19 protein-coding genes and 1 pseudogene are annotated in these 18,609 nt (G+C 76.3%); 15 read left to right on the top strand and 5 right to left on the bottom strand.

Features of this window, described 5'->3' with window-relative positions; translation table 11 throughout:
• Window positions 1–160 precede the first annotated feature (160 nt).
• Genes GC089_RS12455 through GC089_RS12440 form a run of 4 tightly spaced genes read left to right on the top strand, consistent with a single transcriptional unit; the run spans window position 161 to window position 4,510 of the window.
• On the top strand, window positions 161–1,276 hold the full coding sequence (locus GC089_RS12455) for a Gfo/Idh/MocA family protein (protein WP_155377930.1): 1,116 nt from the start codon (window positions 161–163) through the stop codon (window positions 1,274–1,276).
• Window positions 1,273–2,625, top strand: coding sequence for a DegT/DnrJ/EryC1/StrS aminotransferase family protein (locus GC089_RS12450; RefSeq protein WP_155377929.1), 1,353 nt, complete (start codon window positions 1,273–1,275; stop codon window positions 2,623–2,625). Before GC089_RS12455 ends, GC089_RS12450 begins: the two co-directional genes overlap by 4 nt.
• Window positions 2,622–3,455 (top strand): formyltransferase family protein, encoded by an 834-nt coding sequence (locus GC089_RS12445; protein ID WP_155377928.1) that lies wholly within the window; start codon window positions 2,622–2,624, stop codon window positions 3,453–3,455. The genes GC089_RS12450 and GC089_RS12445 overlap by 4 nt, the downstream gene beginning before the upstream one ends.
• Window positions 3,452–4,510, top strand: a complete 1,059-nt coding sequence (locus GC089_RS12440; RefSeq protein ID WP_155377927.1) for an HD domain-containing protein — start codon at window positions 3,452–3,454, stop codon at window positions 4,508–4,510. The genes GC089_RS12445 and GC089_RS12440 overlap by 4 nt, the downstream gene beginning before the upstream one ends.
• On the opposite strand, the gene GC089_RS12435 is transcribed toward GC089_RS12440, so the two are convergent.
• The 3 genes from GC089_RS12435 to GC089_RS19170 form a co-directional block, all read right to left on the bottom strand.
• Entirely contained in the window at window positions 4,471–5,541 is a 1,071-nt protein-coding gene (locus GC089_RS12435; protein WP_155377926.1) for a hypothetical protein, read from the bottom strand. The two genes, GC089_RS12440 and GC089_RS12435, sit on opposite strands and share 40 nt — an antisense overlap.
• A 190-nt stretch (window positions 5,542–5,731) precedes the next feature.
• The gene (locus tag GC089_RS12430) at window positions 5,732–7,555 is read right to left on the bottom strand and encodes an ABC transporter ATP-binding protein (RefSeq protein WP_155377925.1); all 1,824 of its coding nucleotides are present in this window, start codon (window positions 7,553–7,555) and stop codon (window positions 5,732–5,734) included.
• The gene (locus GC089_RS19170; protein ID WP_230684783.1) at window positions 7,552–8,310 is read right to left on the bottom strand and encodes an ABC transporter ATP-binding protein; all 759 of its coding nucleotides are present in this window, start codon (window positions 8,308–8,310) and stop codon (window positions 7,552–7,554) included. The genes GC089_RS12430 and GC089_RS19170 overlap by 4 nt, the downstream gene beginning before the upstream one ends.
• A gap of 647 nt (window positions 8,311–8,957) precedes the next feature.
• Between GC089_RS19170 and GC089_RS19165 the strand changes: the two genes are divergently transcribed.
• The 8 genes from GC089_RS19165 (at window position 8,958) to GC089_RS12385 (ending at window position 14,490) form a co-directional block, all read left to right on the top strand.
• On the top strand, window positions 8,958–9,623 hold the full coding sequence (locus GC089_RS19165; protein WP_155377923.1) for a hypothetical protein: 666 nt from the start codon (window positions 8,958–8,960) through the stop codon (window positions 9,621–9,623).
• Window positions 9,624–9,799: 176 nt separating this feature from the next.
• Window positions 9,800–11,020 (top strand): CpaF family protein, encoded by a 1,221-nt coding sequence (locus tag GC089_RS12415; protein WP_155379208.1) that lies wholly within the window; start codon window positions 9,800–9,802, stop codon window positions 11,018–11,020.
• 3 nt (window positions 11,021–11,023) lie between these two features.
• On the top strand, window positions 11,024–11,884 hold the full coding sequence (locus GC089_RS12410; RefSeq protein WP_155377922.1) for a type II secretion system F family protein: 861 nt from the start codon (window positions 11,024–11,026) through the stop codon (window positions 11,882–11,884).
• Window positions 11,881–12,810, top strand: coding sequence for a type II secretion system F family protein (locus GC089_RS12405; protein ID WP_155377921.1), 930 nt, complete (start codon window positions 11,881–11,883; stop codon window positions 12,808–12,810). The genes GC089_RS12410 and GC089_RS12405 overlap by 4 nt, the downstream gene beginning before the upstream one ends.
• Window positions 12,811–12,867: 57 nt before the next feature.
• Window positions 12,868–13,077: a hypothetical protein gene (locus GC089_RS12400; protein WP_230684782.1), complete on the top strand. Its 210-nt coding sequence runs from the start codon at window positions 12,868–12,870 to the stop codon at window positions 13,075–13,077.
• The gene (locus GC089_RS12395) at window positions 13,002–13,451 is read left to right on the top strand and encodes a TadE/TadG family type IV pilus assembly protein (protein WP_370513998.1); all 450 of its coding nucleotides are present in this window, start codon (window positions 13,002–13,004) and stop codon (window positions 13,449–13,451) included. The genes GC089_RS12400 and GC089_RS12395 overlap by 76 nt, the downstream gene beginning before the upstream one ends.
• Window positions 13,448–13,966, top strand: coding sequence for a pilus assembly protein (locus tag GC089_RS12390; protein ID WP_370513997.1), 519 nt, complete (start codon window positions 13,448–13,450; stop codon window positions 13,964–13,966). The genes GC089_RS12395 and GC089_RS12390 overlap by 4 nt, the downstream gene beginning before the upstream one ends.
• Window positions 13,963–14,490 (top strand): pilus assembly protein TadG-related protein, encoded by a 528-nt coding sequence (locus tag GC089_RS12385; RefSeq protein ID WP_196250696.1) that lies wholly within the window; start codon window positions 13,963–13,965, stop codon window positions 14,488–14,490. The genes GC089_RS12390 and GC089_RS12385 overlap by 4 nt, the downstream gene beginning before the upstream one ends.
• A 52-nt stretch (window positions 14,491–14,542) precedes the next feature.
• On the opposite strand, the gene GC089_RS12380 is transcribed toward GC089_RS12385, so the two are convergent.
• Together GC089_RS12380 and GC089_RS12375 are read right to left on the bottom strand one after the other, a co-directional pair.
• Complete coding sequence (locus GC089_RS12380; RefSeq protein ID WP_230684781.1) at window positions 14,543–15,619, bottom strand: LacI family DNA-binding transcriptional regulator; 1,077 nt, start codon at window positions 15,617–15,619, stop codon at window positions 14,543–14,545.
• 134 nt (window positions 15,620–15,753) lie between these two features.
• The gene (locus GC089_RS12375) at window positions 15,754–16,032 is read right to left on the bottom strand and encodes a hypothetical protein (protein WP_155377919.1); all 279 of its coding nucleotides are present in this window, start codon (window positions 16,030–16,032) and stop codon (window positions 15,754–15,756) included.
• Between the two features lie 137 nt (window positions 16,033–16,169).
• Between GC089_RS12375 and GC089_RS12370 the strand changes: the two genes are divergently transcribed.
• From GC089_RS12370 to ftsE, 3 genes and pseudogenes are all read left to right on the top strand, one after another.
• Window positions 16,170–16,547 (top strand): hypothetical protein, encoded by a 378-nt coding sequence (locus tag GC089_RS12370; protein WP_155377918.1) that lies wholly within the window; start codon window positions 16,170–16,172, stop codon window positions 16,545–16,547.
• Window positions 16,548–16,608: 61 nt separating this feature from the next.
• Window positions 16,609–17,729, top strand: a protein-coding gene (prfB, locus tag GC089_RS12365; RefSeq protein WP_155377917.1) for a peptide chain release factor 2 whose coding sequence is annotated in 2 segments (ribosomal slippage) — window positions 16,609–17,305 and window positions 17,305–17,729 — 1,122 coding nt in all. Because the reading frame shifts where the segments join, the coding sequence is not laid out codon by codon here.
• Between the two features lie 187 nt (window positions 17,730–17,916).
• Window positions 17,917–18,605: pseudogene (gene ftsE / locus GC089_RS12360) on the top strand (cell division ATP-binding protein FtsE).
• Window positions 18,606–18,609 lie beyond the last annotated feature (4 nt).

The following is an 18,609-nucleotide window of genomic DNA, read 5'->3' as shown; positions in this document are numbered from 1 at the left end:
AGGTGCCCGACGCCGTTTCCCCACGGGGCGAACAAGACGTTCTCGGGTCGCTGCCCAATTGTCATGATGCTAGCCTCCAGGACTCGTCAGCGGCACATTACACCGGAGTAATAAGCATCGCCCGTCAGCAGGTCGGCGGGCGGCGAGAGGCGGCAGGGGCATGCTCTCGACCACGATCACCGGCACGACGTCGAGCACGGCGCGGGGACCGGGCGCACGGGTCCGCGCCCGGCCCGTCACGCTCGCGTGCGTGGGCTACCGGGGGCACCAGGGCTCCGAGTACGTGTGCGCCGCCGACACCCTCACCGGCGTGCGCCTCACCGGGCTCGTCGACCCCGTGGAGGGGGAGCCGCCGCGCTTGCGCCGGCACGCGCCGCGGACCTTCCGCAGCATCGACGCCCTGCTCGCGGACCACGTGCCCGACGTCGCGCTCGTCACCGTGCCGCACGGCCAGCACTACGAGACCATCGCGCGACTGGTCGACGCGGGCTCGCACGTGCTCGTCGAGAAGCCGCTCGTGCCCGACGTCGCGTCGGCGGCCCGCCTGCTCGACATCGCCACGGCGAGCGGTCGGAGCATCGTCACGCTCACGCAGCGGCCCACGCGCCCCGAGTTCCGGTACCTCCAGCGGGCGCTCGAGCTCATCGAGGAGCCCTACTGGGCCGAGTGGTCGTACAGCATGGCGTTCGACGCACCGACCCGGGGCTGGCGCTCCGAGTGGTCGCAGGCGCGGGGCGGCGTGCTGCTCGACATGGGCTACCACGCGCTCGACGTCCTCACCCAGGTGTTCGGCACGCCGCGCGTGCTGGGCGCCAGCAAGCACTTCCGGTACGCCGAGTCGCGCTCGGAGGACCTCGAGGACCTCGTGTCCGCGTCGCTCGAGTTCCTCGACGGCGCCGTCGGCGGCCACCTGTTCGTCGCCCGGCACGCGCGCGAGAAGCGCGAGGTGCTGGAGGTCCACGGCACCCGTGGGGTCGCGTCCGTCGACGTCCGCGGCGCCCGCGTCGACGTGCACGCCGCGGACGGCACGCTCCTCGACCGCTACCAGGGCCCGGCGCGGTGCACCGACTCGCCTGCGGTCGTCCTGAGCGCGTACCTCGACCTCGCGGCCCGCCCCGAGCGCGCGGCCGAGCACCTGCGGCACCACCTCGCGGTGGTGCGCAGCTGCGAGGAGATCTACCGGGCCGCCGCGCACGCCGGACCCACCGGCCTGCGCGGCGCGGCCCGTTCCGAGCACCACCGACCCGACGCGCCCGAGGAGACGACGACCCGATGACCCGGCTCGCCCTGCACGGCGGTGCACCCGCCGTCACCACGCCGCACCCGCACGAGCCCTGGCCGCCTCCGCCCTCGCCGGACGAGCTGCGTCGCCTCGCCGACCAGCGCCTCACCGACATCGGGATCCGGGGCAACGCCGGGCCGATCGGCGAGCTCGAGCGCGCGTTCCGCGACGCCCTCACGCCCGGCAGGCGGCACAGCGTCGCGTTCAACTCCGGCACGTCCGCCATGCTGGCCGCGATGATGGCCGTCGGCGTCGGACCGGGCGACGAGGTGGTCGCCCCGGTGCTCACGTACCACGCCGCGGTGAGCCCGGCACGCGCCCTGGGCGCCGCCGTCCGGTTCGCGGACGTCGAGCTGGGGTCGCGGTGCCTCTCGCCCGAGGCGCTGCGCGCGACGATCACGCCGCGCACGCGGGCCGTCGTGGTCGTGCACCAGTGGGGTCGTGCCGCGGCGATGGACGAGATCCTCGCGATCGCGCGGCAGCACGGCGTCGCCGTCATCGAGGACGGGTCGCACGCGCACGGCAGCAGGTACGGCGGCCGCCCGGTCGGGACCCTCGGGGACGTGGCGATCTTCTCGCTGCAGGCGAACAAGGCGGTGTACGCGGGCGAGGGGGGCGTCCTCGTGACGGACGACGACGAGCTCGCCGACCGGGCCGTGCTCGCCGGGCACTACCGGGACCGTGCGAAGGCCGACGTCCGGCACCCGAGCCTGCGGGCGTTCTGGGAGTCCGGGCACGGCCTGAAGCTGCGGATGTCACCGTTCAACGCGATCGTCGCGCTCGGCTCGCTGGCGCGTTTCGAGGCCCTGGCGCGGCAGCGGCAGGCCGCGCTGGCGTACCTCAACGACGCGCTCCGGGAGTCGGCCACCGTGGTGCCCGTGGAGGTGCCGGACCCGGGCGACATGGGCGCCTGGTACGGGTACAAGCCGTACCTGACGCCTGCGGCGGTGCGGGTCGGGCGGTCGCAGGTCGTCGCGGCGCTGCGCGCCGAGGGGGTCGAGGTGGACGCCCCGTCGGGGCGTCTGCTCGCGCGGCTGCCGCTGTTCGCGGACGACGACGCGCCGTGGCGCACCCGCACCGGGGACGTGCCGGCGCCCCCTGCGGACGCGGAGCTGCGCGACCGGTTCCCGCACGGCACCTTCCTCGAGGAGAACGCCCTGTCGCTGCCGACGTTCTACCGCTGGCCGGACGACCGGGGCGTGGTGGACCAGTACGTCGAGGCCTTCGCGAAGGTCGACCGGGAGCTGGACGCGCTCGCGTCCGGTCCCGCAGCGGACGAGAGGGAGCGCGAGGCCGCCGTCGTCGGCCCCGCTCCTCGTGACGCGGCGAGCCACGGTCGATGAGCTCCCACGGCACCGCCGACGCGGGCGGGTCCGCGTCCGGGGCGGCGCCCCGGCCCGCGCCGGGCCCGCCGCCGCTGTACGTGCTCGGCGTGACGGCCCTGACGGCGCGCTGCGTCGCCTTCGTGCACACGTCGGGCTGCGCCCGGCTCGAGGCCGTCCTCGTGCCGCCCGCGGGCGCCGGCGCGCCGCCGGACGCCGACCTCGTGCGGGCCGCCGCCGACGCGGGCGTACCGGTGCGCGAGATCGACGACCTGGTGGAGCCCGTGGACGCGGCGGCGGTGGCGGTGGGGTACCCGCGCATCCTGCCGGCACGGGTCCTCGCCCTGTTCGGCCGCGGCGCCATGAACCTGCACCTGGCGCCGCTGCCCTGGTACCGCGGCGCGCTGACGTCGCTCTCGTTCGCGGTGCTGCGCGGCGAGCGGGAGTTCGGCGTCACCCTGCACGTCATGGACGAGGGCATCGACACGGGTGACGTGCTGGCGCGCCGGGACTTCCCGCTCCCCGACGACCGCACCGTCGCCGACCTCCTGCCGCTGCTGCTCGACGAGGCCTACGCGCTGTTCCGCTCGGCGTTCCCCGACGCGGTGGCAGGGCGCACGACGCCCGTCCCGCAGTCCTCCTGGCCCGGGTACGAGCGCACGCGCTCCGTGCTGTACGCCCGCAACGCCCTGGACGGCATGCAGGAGCTCGACGGCCTCGACGACCTGGAGGCCGTCGACCGTGCCGTGCGGGCGCTGTCGTGGCGCCCCGGGAGCGAGCCCTTCGTGCGCGCCCCGAACGGCAACCGCATCGCGCTCCGGCTCCTCCCTCCCGACGCGGACGCACCGTGACCGGGGCGCACGACGACGTCACGCCGCGACCGGTGCCCGGCGTGGCGGACACCGTGGGCCTCGGCGGTGTGCACGTCGACCCCGTCTGGCGCACGAGGACCGCGCTGCGACCGGTGGAGGCCGCGCTGCTGCGGACGTGGCCCGTGCGTCGGCTCGGCCTCGTGGCGCACGCCGGCGCGGTCGCGACCGTGACGACGCAGACGTACTCGAGGCTCGAGCACTCCCTCGGGGTGCTGGGACTCGTCGCGCACCTCGCGGCGGACGACGCCACGACCCGGGTTGCCGCGCTGCTGCACGACGTGGGGCACGCCCCGCTCAGCCACACCCTGGAGGGGATCGGCGGGATCGACCACCACCGCACGGGCGCGCGGCGGGTCCGCGGACTGGGCGCCGTCCTGGCCGACCACGGCCTGGACGCCGAGGCGGTCCTGGCGACCGTCGCGGGGGAGCGCCCGTCGGTGCTGGCCCCGCGTCCGGGCCTGATGACCCTCGACCACCTCGACTCCTACGTCCGCAGCGCGCACGCGCACGGCCGCGCGATGCCCGCGCCCGCCGACCTGCTCGGCGACCTGACCGTCGACGACGGTGCGGTGCGCACGAGCGCCGCGACCGCGAGCGTGCTCGACGGGCTGGTCGAGGCGGAGGTGGCGTACCACCGGTCGGAGCTCAACGTCCTCGCCGTCGGCGTGGTGCGTCACCTCGTGCGGCGCTGGGTCGGCGACGGGGGAGCCGACGCGGTCGCCCGGGTCGGCGCGATGACCGACGCCGAGCTGGTGGCCGCGCTGCTGGCCCACCCGCGCACGGCCGACGACACCCGCCGGTTCCTCGCCGACCCGCTGGCGTGGCGCGTGGTGCCCGCGGGTCCGGGCGCACCCCCGGACGGCGCCGAGCCCGTCCCGGCGGTGCGTCCGTACCTGACGCGGGCACTGGTGACGGGGCAGCCGACGCCGCGCGCCGTGCCGGCGCCGGCCCTCGGGCACGACCACTGGGTCGTGCCCGAGGGCGAGGCGCGGGCTCAGCCGCGGACGGACCCGGCCGCCCACGTGTGGGTCTGAGCCAGCTCGCAGAGGTCGAGCGACGGCAGCAGCTCGTCCTCCACGCGTGCGGCGACGCGCACCATTGCTTCGCCGATCCGTGCCCAGTCGACGGCGCCCTGCGGGTCGAGCGTGCGCAGCCCGCCGGGCGCGACCGTCCGTGCGGCAGCCGCCGCGGCGGCGTCGGCGGTCGCGGCGTCGGCCGGCGCCGCGCCGGCTCCGCGGCGGCCTGCCCGCAACGCCCGGGCGACCGCGAGCTGCGCTGCGGTCGTCACGGCCACGTCCGGCAGCACGGCGCCGACGGGCCCGTCGACCGGTGCGCGCAGCGCCGACCGCAGCATCGCGTGCACGCGCGCCACGACGTCCTCGTGCGCGTCGCCGAACGTCCGCTGCGTCGGCGCGACGACCCAGGGTGCCGCCGGTCCGGGCCCCTGCTCGTACGACGACGGGGTGGCGTGACGCCAGAAGACGCTCGGCACGCGGCGGAGGGACGTCAGGGCGTCACCGCGCCACCACGTGGCGCTCGGCGGCGCGGACGCCGCCAGCGGCACGGTGGCGCGCCGGGCGCCCATCGCGCCGTTGCCGACGACGCTCGGCCGGTCGTCGTGCTGGACGAGGTTCGGGCTGCTCACGAGGTGCTCGATCCCGGCTCCGGTGACGTACCGGTGCACCGCGTGGTCGTCGGGCTCGTCGAGGTCGGCACCGGCGAGCAGGTGCGCGAGTGCGTCCGCGTGCCCGACCGGGAGGACGAGCGCCTGGGTCGCGAGGTAGGTGTCGGGCTGGCGGACCCACGGGTAGCCCGCGTAGGCGCCGACCCGCAGCGCGTGCGACGTGAACGACCCCCACTCGCTGAAGAAGCTGAGGGCCGCGTCCGGGCGGGCCGCCACGGCTGCCGTCACGTGCCGGCCGAAGTCCGGCGGCAGTGTGACGTCGTCCTGGAGCAGGAGGTGGTGGGTCGCGGAGGCGTGCCAGGGACGCCACGCACGCCGGGCGGTCCGGACGGTGCTCGGTGGGCCGTCCGGGTCCGGGTCGAGCACCACGCGCACCGGCATGCCATCACACGAACGGGTGAGAGAATGTGCGGGCCCAGCGCGGCGCGGATGTGCCATGACAGAGACGCTGACGCGCGGCTGTGTCATTCGTGCCCCCTTTCTCGCGCGCTGCCGGGCCCCCGTCCGGAACGATTTTCGGAGAAATGCCGGGCGACGGTCGACCGGGGACGTCCGCGCATTCTTCGGCGATTCACGGGGCGCGTTCCCCCGAGCCGCCCGCACCCGCACCGGGGCCGTCGTGGCTGTACGCGCGCGCCTGCGTCGCCCAGAGCTCGGCGTACCGGCCCCCGCGGGCCAGGAGCTCCGCGTGCCCGCCCTGCTCCGCGACGCGGCCGTCGGCCAGGACGACGATCCGGTCGGCGAGCCGGACCGTCGACAGCCGGTGGGTGACGAAGACGGTGACGCCGCCCGCCCGTGCCGCGAGCTCGGCCGCCGTGGCCTGGTAGGCGTCGACGAGGCGCTGCTCGGCCAGCGCGTCGAGCGCGGACGCCGGCTCGTCCAGCACGAGCAGCCGGGCGTCGCTGCGCATGAGAGCGCGCGCGAAGCCGAGGTCCTGCCACTGGCCGCCGGACAGGTCCCGGCCGTCGCCGTACCCCAGCCCCACGAGCTCGTCGGTGCGCAGGGCGTCCCGCAGGGGCGACCGTGCGCGGGCCAGCGCGTCCCGGACCGCGTCCTCGTCGTCGACGCGCTCGAGCAGGCCGACGCCCACGCTGTGCTGCAGCGAGAGCTCCACGCGGGCCGCGTCCTGGTGGAGCGCCGCGGTCCGGGCGAACCAGTCGGCCGGCGGGGTGTGCGCGAGGTCGACCCCGTCGACGAGCACGCGTCCCGACGTGGGGCGGTACAGACCGACCAGCAGCTTGAGCAGCGTGGTCTTGCCTGCGCCGTTCTCGCCGACGAGCGCCACGGACGATCCCGCGGGCAGGTGCAGGTCGACCCCGTGCAGCACCGGTGCCGCAGCCCCCGGGTAGCGGAACGTGACCTGCTCGAGGCGCACACCGTCCCCGGGGTGCAGCGGTGCGGGCGCCGGGCCCGTGGCGACGTCCGCGTCGTCGACCTCGCGTGCGAGGGCGTCGAAGCGCCGCAGACCGGCGGCGGCGCGGTGCACCGTGCCGAGCTGCTCCAGGCCGGCGGCCATCTGGAGGCTGAGCTGCGTGGCGAGGGTGATGGTCAGCACGACGTCGCCCGCGCTCGCCTGCCCGCGGCGCGCCAGCACGAAGACCCACACCACGGCGGCCGCGTACGCCAGGCCGAAGGTGAGCTGCCCCGCGGTCCGCAGCGCCGCGTACCGGACGTCGGCACGCCGCATGGCGGTCGAGTACGTCGTCAGCAGCGCGCGCTGCCGGGCGACGACGAAGTCCGCAGCCCCGCTGAGGCGGACCTCCGCCTGCGACGTCGGGCTCGTCGCGAGCCGGCGCAGCGCGCGGACGGCGCGCGTCGTGGGGGCCTGGTCCTCCCGGGCGCGCTGCAGCGTCTCCTCGGCGCGGCGGCCGGCGAGGACGGGCAGGGCCGCCGCCGCGGCGAGCAGGAGCAGCGCGGGTGACACGGTGGCGAGCACGACCGCGGTCAGGAGCAGCTGCACGGACGTGGCGCCGAGCTGGAGGCCGGACTGCATCGCGCCGCGCATCTGCATGACGTCCTGGCGGAGCAGGTCCGCACGGTCGGCGAAGGCGGGGTCGTCGCTCGTGTCCAGACGCGGGTGACCGTTCACCAGCCGCAGCAGGTCGCGGTTGAGGCGCTCCTCGGTGAGCTCGGCGAGCTCGAAGTACGACAGGTGCGCGAAGTGGCCGAGCATGAGCTCGCCGGCCAGTGCGGCCGCCACGACGAGGGCCCACACGGCGGCGCGGTCCGGGGCGCCCGCCACGACGTCGTCGACCAGGCGGCCGACGCCCACGGCGACGACCGGGGTCGCGACCGCGCCCAGCAGGAGCAGCCCGGCGCCGGTGGCGAACCGGCGGCGGTCGAGAGCCCACCCGAGGGCGAGCAGGCGGCCGAGGCACCGCAGCACGTCCCTCATCGCGGCGCCCCTCCCGCGGCGGCCCGGAACCGGCGGGCCTGGACCTCGAACATGCGCCCGTAGCGGCCGTCGAGCTCCACGAGCTCGTCGTGCGTGCCGGACTCCACCACGCGTCCGCCGTCGAGCACGACGATCCGGTCGGCGCGGCGCAGGGTCGCGAAGCGGTGCGAGATGACCAGGCTCGTGACGCCGCGCGTGAGCTCGAGGAACCCGTCGTAGAACTCCGCCTCGCCGCGGGCGTCGAGCTGGGAGGTCGGCTCGTCCAGGACGAGGACGGACGCGCCGTGCCGGACGGCGAACAGCGCCCGCGCCAGGGCCAGGCGCTGCCACTGCCCGCCCGACAGGTCGCGCCCGCCGGGCACCGCGCGCGTGAGCGGCGTGTCCAGCCCCTGCGGCAGCTCGTCGAGGAGCGCGCCGAGGCCGACCCGGCGCAGGCAGTCGCGCAGCCCGGCGTCGTCGTCCCGGTGGGCGACGGCCCCCATCGCGACGTTCTCACGCAGGGGGACGGGGTAGCGGAGGAACTCCTGGAAGGTGACGGCGAAGGCGGCCTGCCAGGCGTCGCGGTCGAGGGTGCGCAGGTCGGTGCCGTCGACGGTGACCCGCCCCTCGTCGGGCACGTAGGTGCCGGTGAGCACCTTGACGAGCGTCGTCTTCCCCGCGCCGTTGACGCCGATGAGCGCCGTCGACGAGCCCACCGGCAGCTCCAGGTCGAGCCCGTCGAGCACCGGCCGGTCGGGTCGGTACCCGAAGCGCACCCCTCGAGCCGCACGGCGCGCCGGGGGACGACCGCGTCCACCGGCGCGGCGACGCGGTCCTCGACGCGGAAGACGCCGTGGGCGCGGGCCGCGTCGTGGCGGTCCTCGTCGCTCAGCGGCTCCCGGCGCCGCGGCTGCTCCGCGTGGGCGCGCCGCTCCTGCGGTGGCCGCCCCGGCGCGGCGGAGGCACCCGGGGCGACCGCGCCGGAGCGCCGAGCGATCTCCTCGAGCTCGAGGAGCGCCGTCCACGCGCTGCGCCCGTAGACGAGCTTGACGTCCGACTCCGGGAAGACGACGCCGAAGCGTCCGCACACGAGCACGGCCTGCACCGCCATGCTGGTGCTCGCCACGTCCGCGCCGGCACCGCTGCGCGCGACGAGGAGGAGGGCGACGGCGGAGCCGACGAGCGCGATCACGAGGTAGCCGAGGAACGGACGCCCGTACACGCGCCTGCGCCACGTCCACAGCGCGTCCAGCACGACCCTGTTCTCCGCCACGTACCGCTCGTCGAGCCAGTCGAGCAGGCCCAGGGTCCGGATCTCCTTCGCGGCGCGCGTGCCGGTCGCCAGCTCCCGCACGTAGGTGACGCGACGCCGCAGCGGTGCGAACCGTCGGACGAGCCCGCCCCACCGCCGGAACGCCTCGGCGTGGCCCAGCCGCGCGACGAGGGCGACGAGCGCGCCGGCGAGCGCCGCGCCGGGACCCGCGACGACGCCGAGCAGGACCACGGCGCCGACGAGCTGGGTGTAGCGGGCGGTCAGCGCGAGCGCCCCCTCGACGGCCGCGCCGGGGGTGAGGGTCCACTGCTCGAACGCCTCGTCGGCCTGCGCGAGGCGGTCCGCGACGTCGGGCCGCTCCAGGCCGCTCAGCTCCGCCTCGTGCAGGGCGAACGTGGTGAGGCGCTCGATGCACGCCGCGTCGACGCGGCGTGCGACCGTGCGCGACAGCAGCAGCTGCACGGGCGCGAGCGCCTGCTGGAGGAGGAAGGCGGCCACGGCGACGGCGAGCCAGCGTGCCGCTCCCTCGTTCGCGAGGTCGCCCAGCGCACGCCCCGTGGCGACGAGGAACACGACGGGTGCTGCCCCCGCGACGGCGTGCACCGCCAGCGTGCCGGCGACGAGGGGCAGGCCGGCGTAGGGGAGGAGCGCGCGGAGCTGTGCCGCCGCGGACCGGCGTTGCTGGTAGCGCTCCCACAACGACGGCGTCGCCGTTGGTCCCGTCTCGTCACCGGTCCTGTACGGACCGCGTGGCGTGGCCATCCGCATTCCCCCTGCACGTGCGCCGTGTCACACCGTCGTGGGGCGCCACCGTAGCGGCGTCGGGGCCGCCGGGCGACCCGTCCGAGTGGTGCTCGTCACCCGGCGGGGAGCGCGTCCTGGCCCGGCGACGCGAGCGGACGTCTGTGGACGGGGGCTGCGACCGGCGGCCGAGGTGCCCTACCGTGACGCCCCGAACGGGACGAATCCGACATCGCGGAGCGGGGGTGGGCATGGACGGCGTGGCGATCCTCGAGGGCGAGGTGCGCGAGCTGATCCGCCGGCGCGGCGTCGACCCCGTGCGGGACCGCGCCGGCGTGCACGCCCTGGTGCAGGCGGCGATCGCGGACTACGACGAGCGGTCGCTGCTCGGCGCGGTGCCGCCGCTCGCCGACGCCGCCGCCGTGCACAAGGCCGTGGTCGACGCGGTCGCCGGCCTCGGTCCGCTGCAGCGCTACCTCGACGACGAGGTCGAGGAGATCTGGATCAACAGCCCGACGCAGGTGTTCGTCGCCCGCCGCGGGGAGCCGGAGCTGACCACGACGATCCTCACCGAGGCGCAGGTGCGCGACCTCGTGGAGCAGATGCTCAAGGTGTCCGGGCGGCGCCTGGACCTGTCCTCCCCGTTCGTCGACGCGTCGCTGGCCGGCGGGGAGCGGCTGCACGCCGTGATCCCGGACGTCACCCGGCGGCACTGGTCGGTGAACATCCGCAAGTACGTCGTCCGGGCGACGAGCCTCGACGACGTCGTGGCCCTCGGCTCGCTCACGCCGGCGGCCGCCGCCTTCCTCCAGGCCGCCGTGCGCGCCGGGCTCAACGTGCTGGTCTCGGGCGCGACGCAGGCGGGCAAGACGACCATGCTCAACGCGCTCGCGGGCGCGATCCCGCCGCGCGAGCGCGTCGTCAGCTGCGAGGAGGTCTTCGAGCTGCGTCCCGCGCTGCGCGACTGGGTGGCGATGCAGTGCCGGCAGGCGAACCTCGAGGGCACGGGAGAGATCAGCCTGCGCCGGCTCGTCAAGGAGGCGCTGCGCATGCGCCCCGACCGGATCCTCGTCGGCGAGGTCCGCGAGGCCGAGGCCCTGGACCTGCTCATCGCGCTCAACGCCGGGGTGCCCGCCATGTGCACGATCCACGCCAGCTCCGCGCGCGAGGCCCTGACGAAGCTGTGCACGCTCCCGCTGCTGGCGGGCGAGAACATCTCCGACCGGTTCGTGGTGCCCACCGTCGCGTCGGTGGTCGACCTGGTGGTCCACCTCGAGCTCGACCGGCAGGGCCGGCGCCGCACGCGCGAGGTCGTGGCGGTGCCCGGCCGCGTGGAGGCGGGGGTCGTCGAGACCGCCGACGTGTTCACGACCCGCGACGGCCACCTCGTGCGGGCCGACGGCTTCCCGCCGCACGTCGAGCGCTTCGCCCGCGCCGGGATCGACGTCGTGTCCCTCCTGCGGCAGGGCTGACGGGTGGGTGTCGTCGCAGGGCTCCTGCTGGGGGCCGGCCTGGCCTCCGTGTGGTGGTCGTTCTGGCCCGTGGTGCCCCGCCCGGAGGGGCCGGGTGCCCGCTGGGCGCAGCGCGTGCGCGACACCCTCACGCAGGCGGAGGTCACGGGGGTCAGCCCGGCGGGCTTCGTCGCCGTGAGCGCGGTCGTCGGTCTCGTCGTCGCCGGTGTCGCGCTGCTGCTCGTGCCCGTCCCCGCCGTCGCCGGGTGCTTCGGCGGGTTCGGCGCCGGCGCGCCGTGGGCGCTCGTGCGGGGCCGGGCGCGGCGACGGCTCGCCCGCACGCGGGCGCTGTGGCCGGACGTCGTGGACCACCTGGCGTCGGGCGTGCGAGCCGGGTTGTCGCTGCCCGAGGCGGTGGCCCAGGTAGGGGACCGCGGACCGGCCGAGCTGCGCGCGCCCTTCCGGGCGTTCGCGGAGGACTACCGGGCGACGGGCCGGTTCGCCGAGTGCCTCGACGCCCTCAAGGACCGGCTGGCGGACCCCGTCGCGGACCGCGTGGTGGAGGCGCTGCGGCTCACCCGGGACGTCGGCGGGACCGACCTGGGTCGGCTGCTGCGCACCCTCTCGTCGTTCCTGCGCGACGACCTGCGGACCCGGGGCGAGATCGAGGCGCGCCAGAGCTGGACCGTCTACGCGGCCCGGCTCGCCGTCGCCGCGCCCTGGGCGGTGCTCGCGATGCTCGCGACGCGCCCCGAGGCGCTGCAGGCCTACGACTCCACCGCGGGTGCGCTGGTCCTGCTCGCCGGCGCCGTGGCGACGCTCGTCGCGTACCGGCTCATGCTGCGGGTCGCGCGCCTGCCCGACGACCCGCGGGTGCTGCGGTGAGCCCCGCGGTGGCCGGCGCGCTCATCGGGCTGCTCGGCGGCACCGGCGCCGCGCTCGTCGCGTGGGCGCTGGGCTCGCGCCGCACGACCCTCGACCAGCGGCTGGCGCCCTACCTGCGGGTGCGGGGGACGTCCGCGCTGCTGCGCGCGCCGGCGCCCCGCGGCCCCTGGGGCGTGCTGGAGCGCCTGGTCGCACCGTTCCTCGCCGACGCGGTGCGCCTGCTCGCGCGGGTCGGCTCGCCCGCCGCCGAGCTGCGGGGGCGGCTCGAGCGTGCTGGCCGGCGGGAGACCGTCGAGCAGTTCCGCGCGCAGCAGGTCGTGGGGGCGGCCGTCGGGCTCGCCGTCGGGCTGGCGCTCGCGCTCGTGCTGGCCGCGAGCCGCGGGGGTGCGCTGCCGGCGCTGCTCGCGCTCGTGGCGGTCGTCGGGCTGACGGGCGCGCTCGTGCCCGACTGGCTGCTCGGGCGCCAGGTGCGCCGGCGCGAGGAGCGGATGCTCTCGCAGATGCCGACGGTCACCGAGCTGCTCGCCCTCGCCGTCAGCGCGGGCGAGGGGGCCGTCGGTGCACTCGAGCGCGTGGTGCGCCAGACGCGCGGCGAGCTGACCGACGAGCTCGCGCGCACGCTCGCGGAGGCGCGGGCGGGAGCCCCGCTCACGCTCGCGCTGCACGCGCTGGCGGACCGGACGGGCATGCCGGCGCTCGCCCGCTTCGCCGAGGGCGTCGCCGTCGCCGTCGAGCGCGGGTCGCCGCTCGCCGACGTGCTGCGCGCGCAGGCGCAGGACGTGCGCGAGGAGGGGCGGCGCGCCCTCATGCAGACCGGTGGGCGCAAGGAGGTGCTCATGATGGTCCCGGTGGTCTTCCTCATCCTCCCGGTGACCGTCCTGTTCGCCGTCTTCCCCAGCGTGGTGGTCCTGCGGGTCGGCCTGTGACCCGCGCGGTGCACGGGGGACGCCCGTCGGGGCGTCCGCAGAGGACGGGAGTGGACGATGGCGGACTGGGTGCGCGCCTGCGCGGTGCGGCTGCAGCAGCGGTGGTGCGCCGTGGCGGCGCAGGGCGACCGGGGGGACGTGCCGGGCTGGGTGCTCATCACGCTCATGACGGCGGGCATCGTGTCCGTGCTGTGGGTCGTGGCGGGCAGCGCGCTCACGGAGCTGTTCGAGAACGCGGTCCGGTCGGTCTCGCCGAACGCCGGCTGAGGCGCGGCGACCACGGGTCCGCGGTCGTCGACTTCGTGCTCGTCGGTGGCCTCGTCGTGGTGCTGGCGATGTCGGTGCTGCAGCTCGCGATCGTGCAGCACGTGCGGAACACGTGCATCGACGCGGCCGCGGAGGGCGCCCGGTACGGGGCGCACGTCGGCCGCGACGCGGACGACGGCGCGGCGCGCACCGTCGTGCTGCTCCGGGCGTCGCTCTCCGAGGCGTACGCGCAGGACGTGGCCGCGCGCGTCGTGGAGGTCGACGGGCTGCCGCTCGTGCGCGTCACGGTCCGGGCGCCGCTGCCGCTGGTGGGGCTGCTCGGGCCGGCGGGGACGCTCGAGGTCGACGGGCACGCGCCCGTGGAGGCGGCGTGAGACGCGTACGGGTGCGGGTCCGCGGCGTGCTGCGGGTGGTGCGGGCCCGGCTGCGGGGCACGGGCGGCCAGGGGCGCGGCGCGGGACGGGACGAGGGGAGCGCCCTGGTCGAGTTCCTCGGCGTCGCGCTCGTCCTGCTCGTGCCGGTCGTGTACCTCGTCCTCGTGCTCGGGCGCGTCCAGGCGGCGACGTTCGCGGCGGAGGGCGCGGCCCGGGAGGCCGCCCGCGTCTACGTCGCCGCACCCGACGCGGCCGCCGCCGAGGGGCGGGCCCTCACGGCCGTGGGTGTGGCGCTGCGTGACCAGGGGTTCGACGACGCCCCGGCCGACGCCCTGGTGCTCGCCTGCTCGGTCGACCGGTGCCTCGAGCCGGGGGAGCAGGTGACGGCGGCCGTCGAGATCCGCGTGCCGCTGCCGTTCGTGCCCACGTTCGTGCGGGACGCCGTGCCGCTCGAGGTGCCCGTGCGCGTCGAGCGGACGGCGGACGTGGACGCGTACCGGGTGGTGGGGCGGTGACCGGGACGGCGCGGTCCGTACGCGCGGACCGCGGCACGGCGAGGCGCACCGCGGGGCTCAGGCTCGGGCTCCGCGCACGTGCGGGCGTCCGCGGCGACGACGGGCAGGTCACCGTCCTGGCCCTCGGCACGGCGGTGCTCGTGCTGCTGCTCGTGACGGTCACGGTCTCGGCCACCGGTGTGCACCTGGACCGCAAGCGGCTGCTCGCGACGGCCGACCTCGCCGCGCTCGCGGCCGCCGACGCGGTCTCCGACGACCGGTACTTCGGCGGCTCGCGCGGACCGGCGGGCGTCCCGCTCACGGACGCGGGCGTGCGCGCCGCGGTGGAGGAGTACGTGGCCGCGCACCCCGAGACGGCGGCGCGCTGGGACGGTGTCCGGGTGCTGGAGGCGTCGACGCCGGACGGGCGCTCCGCGGTCGTCCGGCTCGGTGCGGTCACCCGGCCGGTGCTGCTGAGCTGGGTGATGGCGCCGTGGTCGGACGGGATCGCGCTGGAGGCGGAGGCGACGGCGCGCGCGTCCTAGCCCGACCGTCGGCGCGTCGTCGCCGGACCCGCAGCGCGTCCTGGCCGGACCGTCAGGAGGTCGTACCGGCGGGCGGCGCCGTGCTGTCGCGCAGGACGAGCTCGACCGGGATGCGTGCGAGCGGCGGCTCGTACGGCTCCTCCGCGTCCTCGGCACCGGCGCGCGACCGGCTGATCGCCTCCGTCAGCGCGGACGCCGCCAACCGGCCCTTCGCCGCGAAGTCCTGGCGGACCGTCGTGAGGGCGGGCCGCACGGTGTGCGCGTGGACGCTGTCGTCGAAGCCGACGACCGAGAGGTCGTCCGGGACCGTGAGCCCGGCCGCCTGCGCGGCGCGCACGAGGTGCGCGGCCATGAGGTCGGAGAAGCACACGACGCCCGTGGGCCGCCGCGGCCCGGCGACGAGGTCGGCGACCCCGGGGGCGATCAGGTGGTCGTGGTTGTCGACCACCTCGTACACGCGGCCCGGCAGACCGGCCGCGTCGAGCGCGTCGAGGGCGCCGGCCGCGCGCTCACGGGCGACGTGGTTCGAGCCGCCACGGCGCGGGTCGTCCGCCCAGCCGGGTGCGGTGCGGTCGCTGTTCATCGTGAGGACGGCGACGTCGCGGTGCCCGAGCGCGAGCAGGTGCTCCACGGCGACCCGTCCGCCGGCGCGGTCGTCGAGCAGGACGCCGGCGGAGCCGGGCACGGGGTCCTGGTCGACGAACACCAGCGGCAGGCGGCGCCTGCGCAGCCACTCGACCGCCTCGGTGTCACCCGCGCACGCGTAGACCACGGCCCCGTCCAGCGCGAGGTCGCGCGCCGGCACGTGCCCGCCGACGTTCTCGGCCGGGACGAGGGAGACCGCCAGGCCCGTCGGCGCGAGCGACTCGGCGAGCGAGCCGAAGAACGCGGCCGCCACCGGGTCGAGGAACGCCTCGCCGAGGGAGTCGGTGAGCACGACGCCCACGGCACCCGCGCTGCGGCGGGCGAGCGCCCGCGCGGCGGGGTCGGGGCCGACGTAGCCGAGCTCGGCGGCCGCCGCGAGGATGCGCGCCCGCAGCGCCTCCGACAGCTGGTCCGGCCGGGAGAACGCGTTCGACACCGTCATCCGGCTGACCCCGACCTTGTCGGCCACCGTCTGCAGCGTCACGCGGCCCACGAGACCCCCGTCCGGTACGTCATGCGCACCAGGGTAGGTCGCCGCGCTCGCGCCGAGCCGCGGCCGCGTGGGTGAGGGGCGGACCGTGGCGTCGCGGTCCGCCCCCGTCACGCCCGGGGTGCGCATCAGCGCACCGGCTGACCGACGTGCCCGCGCCCGTGCGGCTCGGCCGGGGCCAGGGTGTCGGCGAGCCGGTGCAGCGCGTGCGCCGCCACCCGCCGCGGCGCGGCGACCCGCACCGGCGCGTGCCCGGCCCGGGCCACGCGCTCGGCGCGTCGGGCGGCCCGCTGCGCGACGCGACGCTCGTGCGCCGTCTCGTCCACCTGGGGGGCCCACGGCTCCGCGCTCTCGGACTGCAGGCGTGACAGCCGCACGCCCAGGACGCCGAGTCCCATCGTCTCCATGTCGCTCACCTTCGTTCCGCTCTGTACCGCTCCAGTGCCTGTACCGCTACAGTGCCACCCGTTCTCTGGACCGGTCAAGTGCTCGCGGTGCGTCAGCGGTCGCCGCCCCCGGGCGGCGCGTCTGCCACGCTGCTCCGATGACCGAGCCATCCCCCGACGGCCCCGCGCCCGTCCCCGACCGCCCGGGAGCCCGCGGGCCGGTGCGCCCGCCCCGCTCGCGCACCGCCACCTGGGCGCTGGTCGTCGCGGCGGCCTCCGTGCTCGCGTTCGTGGCGACCGTCGCCGCCGTCGCCGCGGGCATCGCCGCCGCGCTCGCACCCGAGCGCCCGCCGACGAGCGCGCTCGGCGTCGTGCTGGCCGGCGTCTGGCTCGCGCTCGTCCTCGTCGCCGTGGTGCTCGGCCTGCGGGCCCGCCGGGTCGAGAGCGAGCGTGGCCGGGGGACCGCCGCGGTCGTCGTCGCCGCCGTGCCCGTGGCCCTGGTGGTGGGCGCCCTCGGCGCCGCCCGCCTCGCCTGAGGGCCCTCCCGCCGCGGCCCCGGCCCGGTCCCGTTGCCTCCAGCGGGTACCCTGGACGGTCGTGGCCACCACCGACTTCCCCGCCGAGATCCGCGAGCTGCGCAGCACCCTGGAGTCCATCCAGTCGGTGAGCGACCCCGCCGCGCTGCGGGCGAAGATCGCCGAGCTCTCCGAGCAGGCGTCCGCCCCCGACCTGTGGGACGACCCCGAGGCGGCGCAGAAGGTGACGAGCGCCCTGTCGTCCGCGCAGTCCGAGCTCGACCGGGTCACCAAGCTCGGCGGGCGCATCGACGACCTCGAGACGCTCGTCGAGATGGCGGCCGAGGAGGACGACGCCGACACCCTCGCGGAGGCCGAGGCCGAGCTCGTCGGCATCCGCAAGGACCTCGGCGAGCTCGAGGTGCGCACGCTGCTCGCAGGGGAGTACGACATCCGCGACGCCGTCGTGACGATCCGCGCCGGCGCCGGCGGCGTCGACGCCGCCGACTTCGCGGAGATGCTCCTGCGCATGTACCTGCGCTGGGCCGAGCGGCACGGCTACCCGACGTCGGTGCTCGACACCTCCTACGCGGAGGAGGCGGGCCTGAAGTCCGCGACGTTCGAGGTCAAGGCGCCGTACGCGTTCGGGCACCTGTCCGTCGAGGCCGGCACGCACCGCCTCGTGCGCATCTCGCCGTTCGACAACCAGGGCCGCCGGCAGACGTCGTTCGCCGCGGTCGAGGTCATCCCGCTCATCGAGCAGACCGACCACATCGAGATCCCGAGTCGGAGATCAAGGTCGACGTGTTCCGCTCGTCCGGGCCCGGCGGGCAGTCCGTCAACACGACCGACTCCGCGGTCCGCATGACGCACATCCCCACCGGCATCGTCGTGTCGATGCAGAACGAGAAGTCGCAGATCCAGAACCGCGCCGCGGCCCTGCGCGTCCTGCAGTCCCGCCTGCTCCTGCAGCGCCAGGAGGAGGAGCGCGCCGCCAAGAAGGAGCTCGCGGGCGACATCAAGGCGAGCTGGGGCGACCAGATGCGCTCGTACGTGCTGCAGCCGTACCAGATGGTCAAGGACCTGCGCACCGAGCACGAGGTCGGCAACCCGGCCGCGGTGTTCGACGGGGACATCGACGACTTCATCGAGGCCGGCATCCGCTGGCGCCGCGCACAGCAGGTGGCACCGGCCGACGCCTGAGCCGCCGTCCCCGGACGTTCCGGGACGAGCCGGGCATCACCCGCTCGGGCGTACCGATTCACAGGGAGCGCGGCGGCGTGTCCTGCCCCGGGGGCCGCTCGGCGCTTCCTACCCTCGACGGTGCCCGTGAGTCCGCGGGTGGCCCGCCGCGCCCGCGACGAGCCCGACGACAGACGAGGTCCGCGCCGTGATCCGGTTCGAGAACGTGACGAAGGTCTACGCCCGGGGTGCCCGCCCGCGCTCGACCGGGTGTCGCTCGACGTCGAGCGCGGGGAGTTCGTGTTCCTCGTCGGGGCCTCCGGCTCCGGCAAGTCCACGTTCCTGCGGCTCGTGCTCCGCGAGGAGCGGGCGTCCGCCGGCCGGGTGTTCGTCGCCGGCAAGGAGCTCGGGTCGCTGTCGAGCTGGAAGGTGCCGCACATGCGCCGGCAGATCGGCGCGGTGTTCCAGGACTTCCGCCTGCTGCCCAACAAGACGGTCTTCGAGAACGTCGCGTTCGCGCTGCAGGTCATCGGCAAGCCGCGCCACCACATCCTCACCACGGTGCCCGACGTGCTCGACATGGTCGGCCTCGCCGGCAAGGAGAAGCGCCGCCCGCACGAGCTGTCCGGCGGTGAGCAGCAGCGCGTCGCGATCGCCCGCGCGTTCGTCAACCGGCCGTCGATCCTGCTGGCGGACGAGCCGACCGGCAACCTCGACCCGACCACCTCCCTGGGGATCATGCGCCTGCTCGACCGCATCAACCGCACCGGCACCACCGTGGTCATGGCGACGCACGACGACGAGATCGTCGACCAGATGCGCAAGCGCGTCGTCGAGCTGAGCACGGGCGAGCTCGTCCGTGACCAGTCGCGCGGCGTGTACGGCTCGGACCGCTGAGGGG

Origin of the sequence: Cellulomonas sp. JZ18, from assembly GCF_009720485.1 — a bacterium.
Lineage (GTDB): Bacteria > Actinomycetota > Actinomycetes > Actinomycetales > Cellulomonadaceae > Cellulomonas.
Note: the sequence above shows the minus strand (reverse complement) of the source record. Positions and strands in the feature narration are given on the sequence as shown.

Coding starts and splice junctions, on each gene's coding strand:
- GC089_RS12450 (WP_155377929.1), top strand. CDS start 1,273: ATGACCCGGCTCGCCCTGCACGGCGGTGCACCCGCCGTCACCACGCCG.
- GC089_RS12375 (WP_155377919.1), bottom strand. CDS start 16,032: ATGGAGACGATGGGACTCGGCGTCCTGGGCGTGCGGCTGTCACGCCTG.
- GC089_RS12455 (WP_155377930.1), top strand. CDS start 161: ATGCTCTCGACCACGATCACCGGCACGACGTCGAGCACGGCGCGGGGA.
- GC089_RS12370 (WP_155377918.1), top strand. CDS start 16,170: ATGACCGAGCCATCCCCCGACGGCCCCGCGCCCGTCCCCGACCGCCCG.
- GC089_RS12435 (WP_155377926.1), bottom strand. CDS start 5,541: ATGCCGGTGCGCGTGGTGCTCGACCCGGACCCGGACGGCCCACCGAGC.
- GC089_RS12445 (WP_155377928.1), top strand. CDS start 2,622: ATGAGCTCCCACGGCACCGCCGACGCGGGCGGGTCCGCGTCCGGGGCG.
- GC089_RS12415 (WP_155379208.1), top strand. CDS start 9,800: ATGGACGGCGTGGCGATCCTCGAGGGCGAGGTGCGCGAGCTGATCCGC.
- GC089_RS12430 (WP_155377925.1), bottom strand. CDS start 7,555: ATGAGGGACGTGCTGCGGTGCCTCGGCCGCCTGCTCGCCCTCGGGTGG.
- GC089_RS12400 (WP_230684782.1), top strand. CDS start 12,868: ATGGCGGACTGGGTGCGCGCCTGCGCGGTGCGGCTGCAGCAGCGGTGG.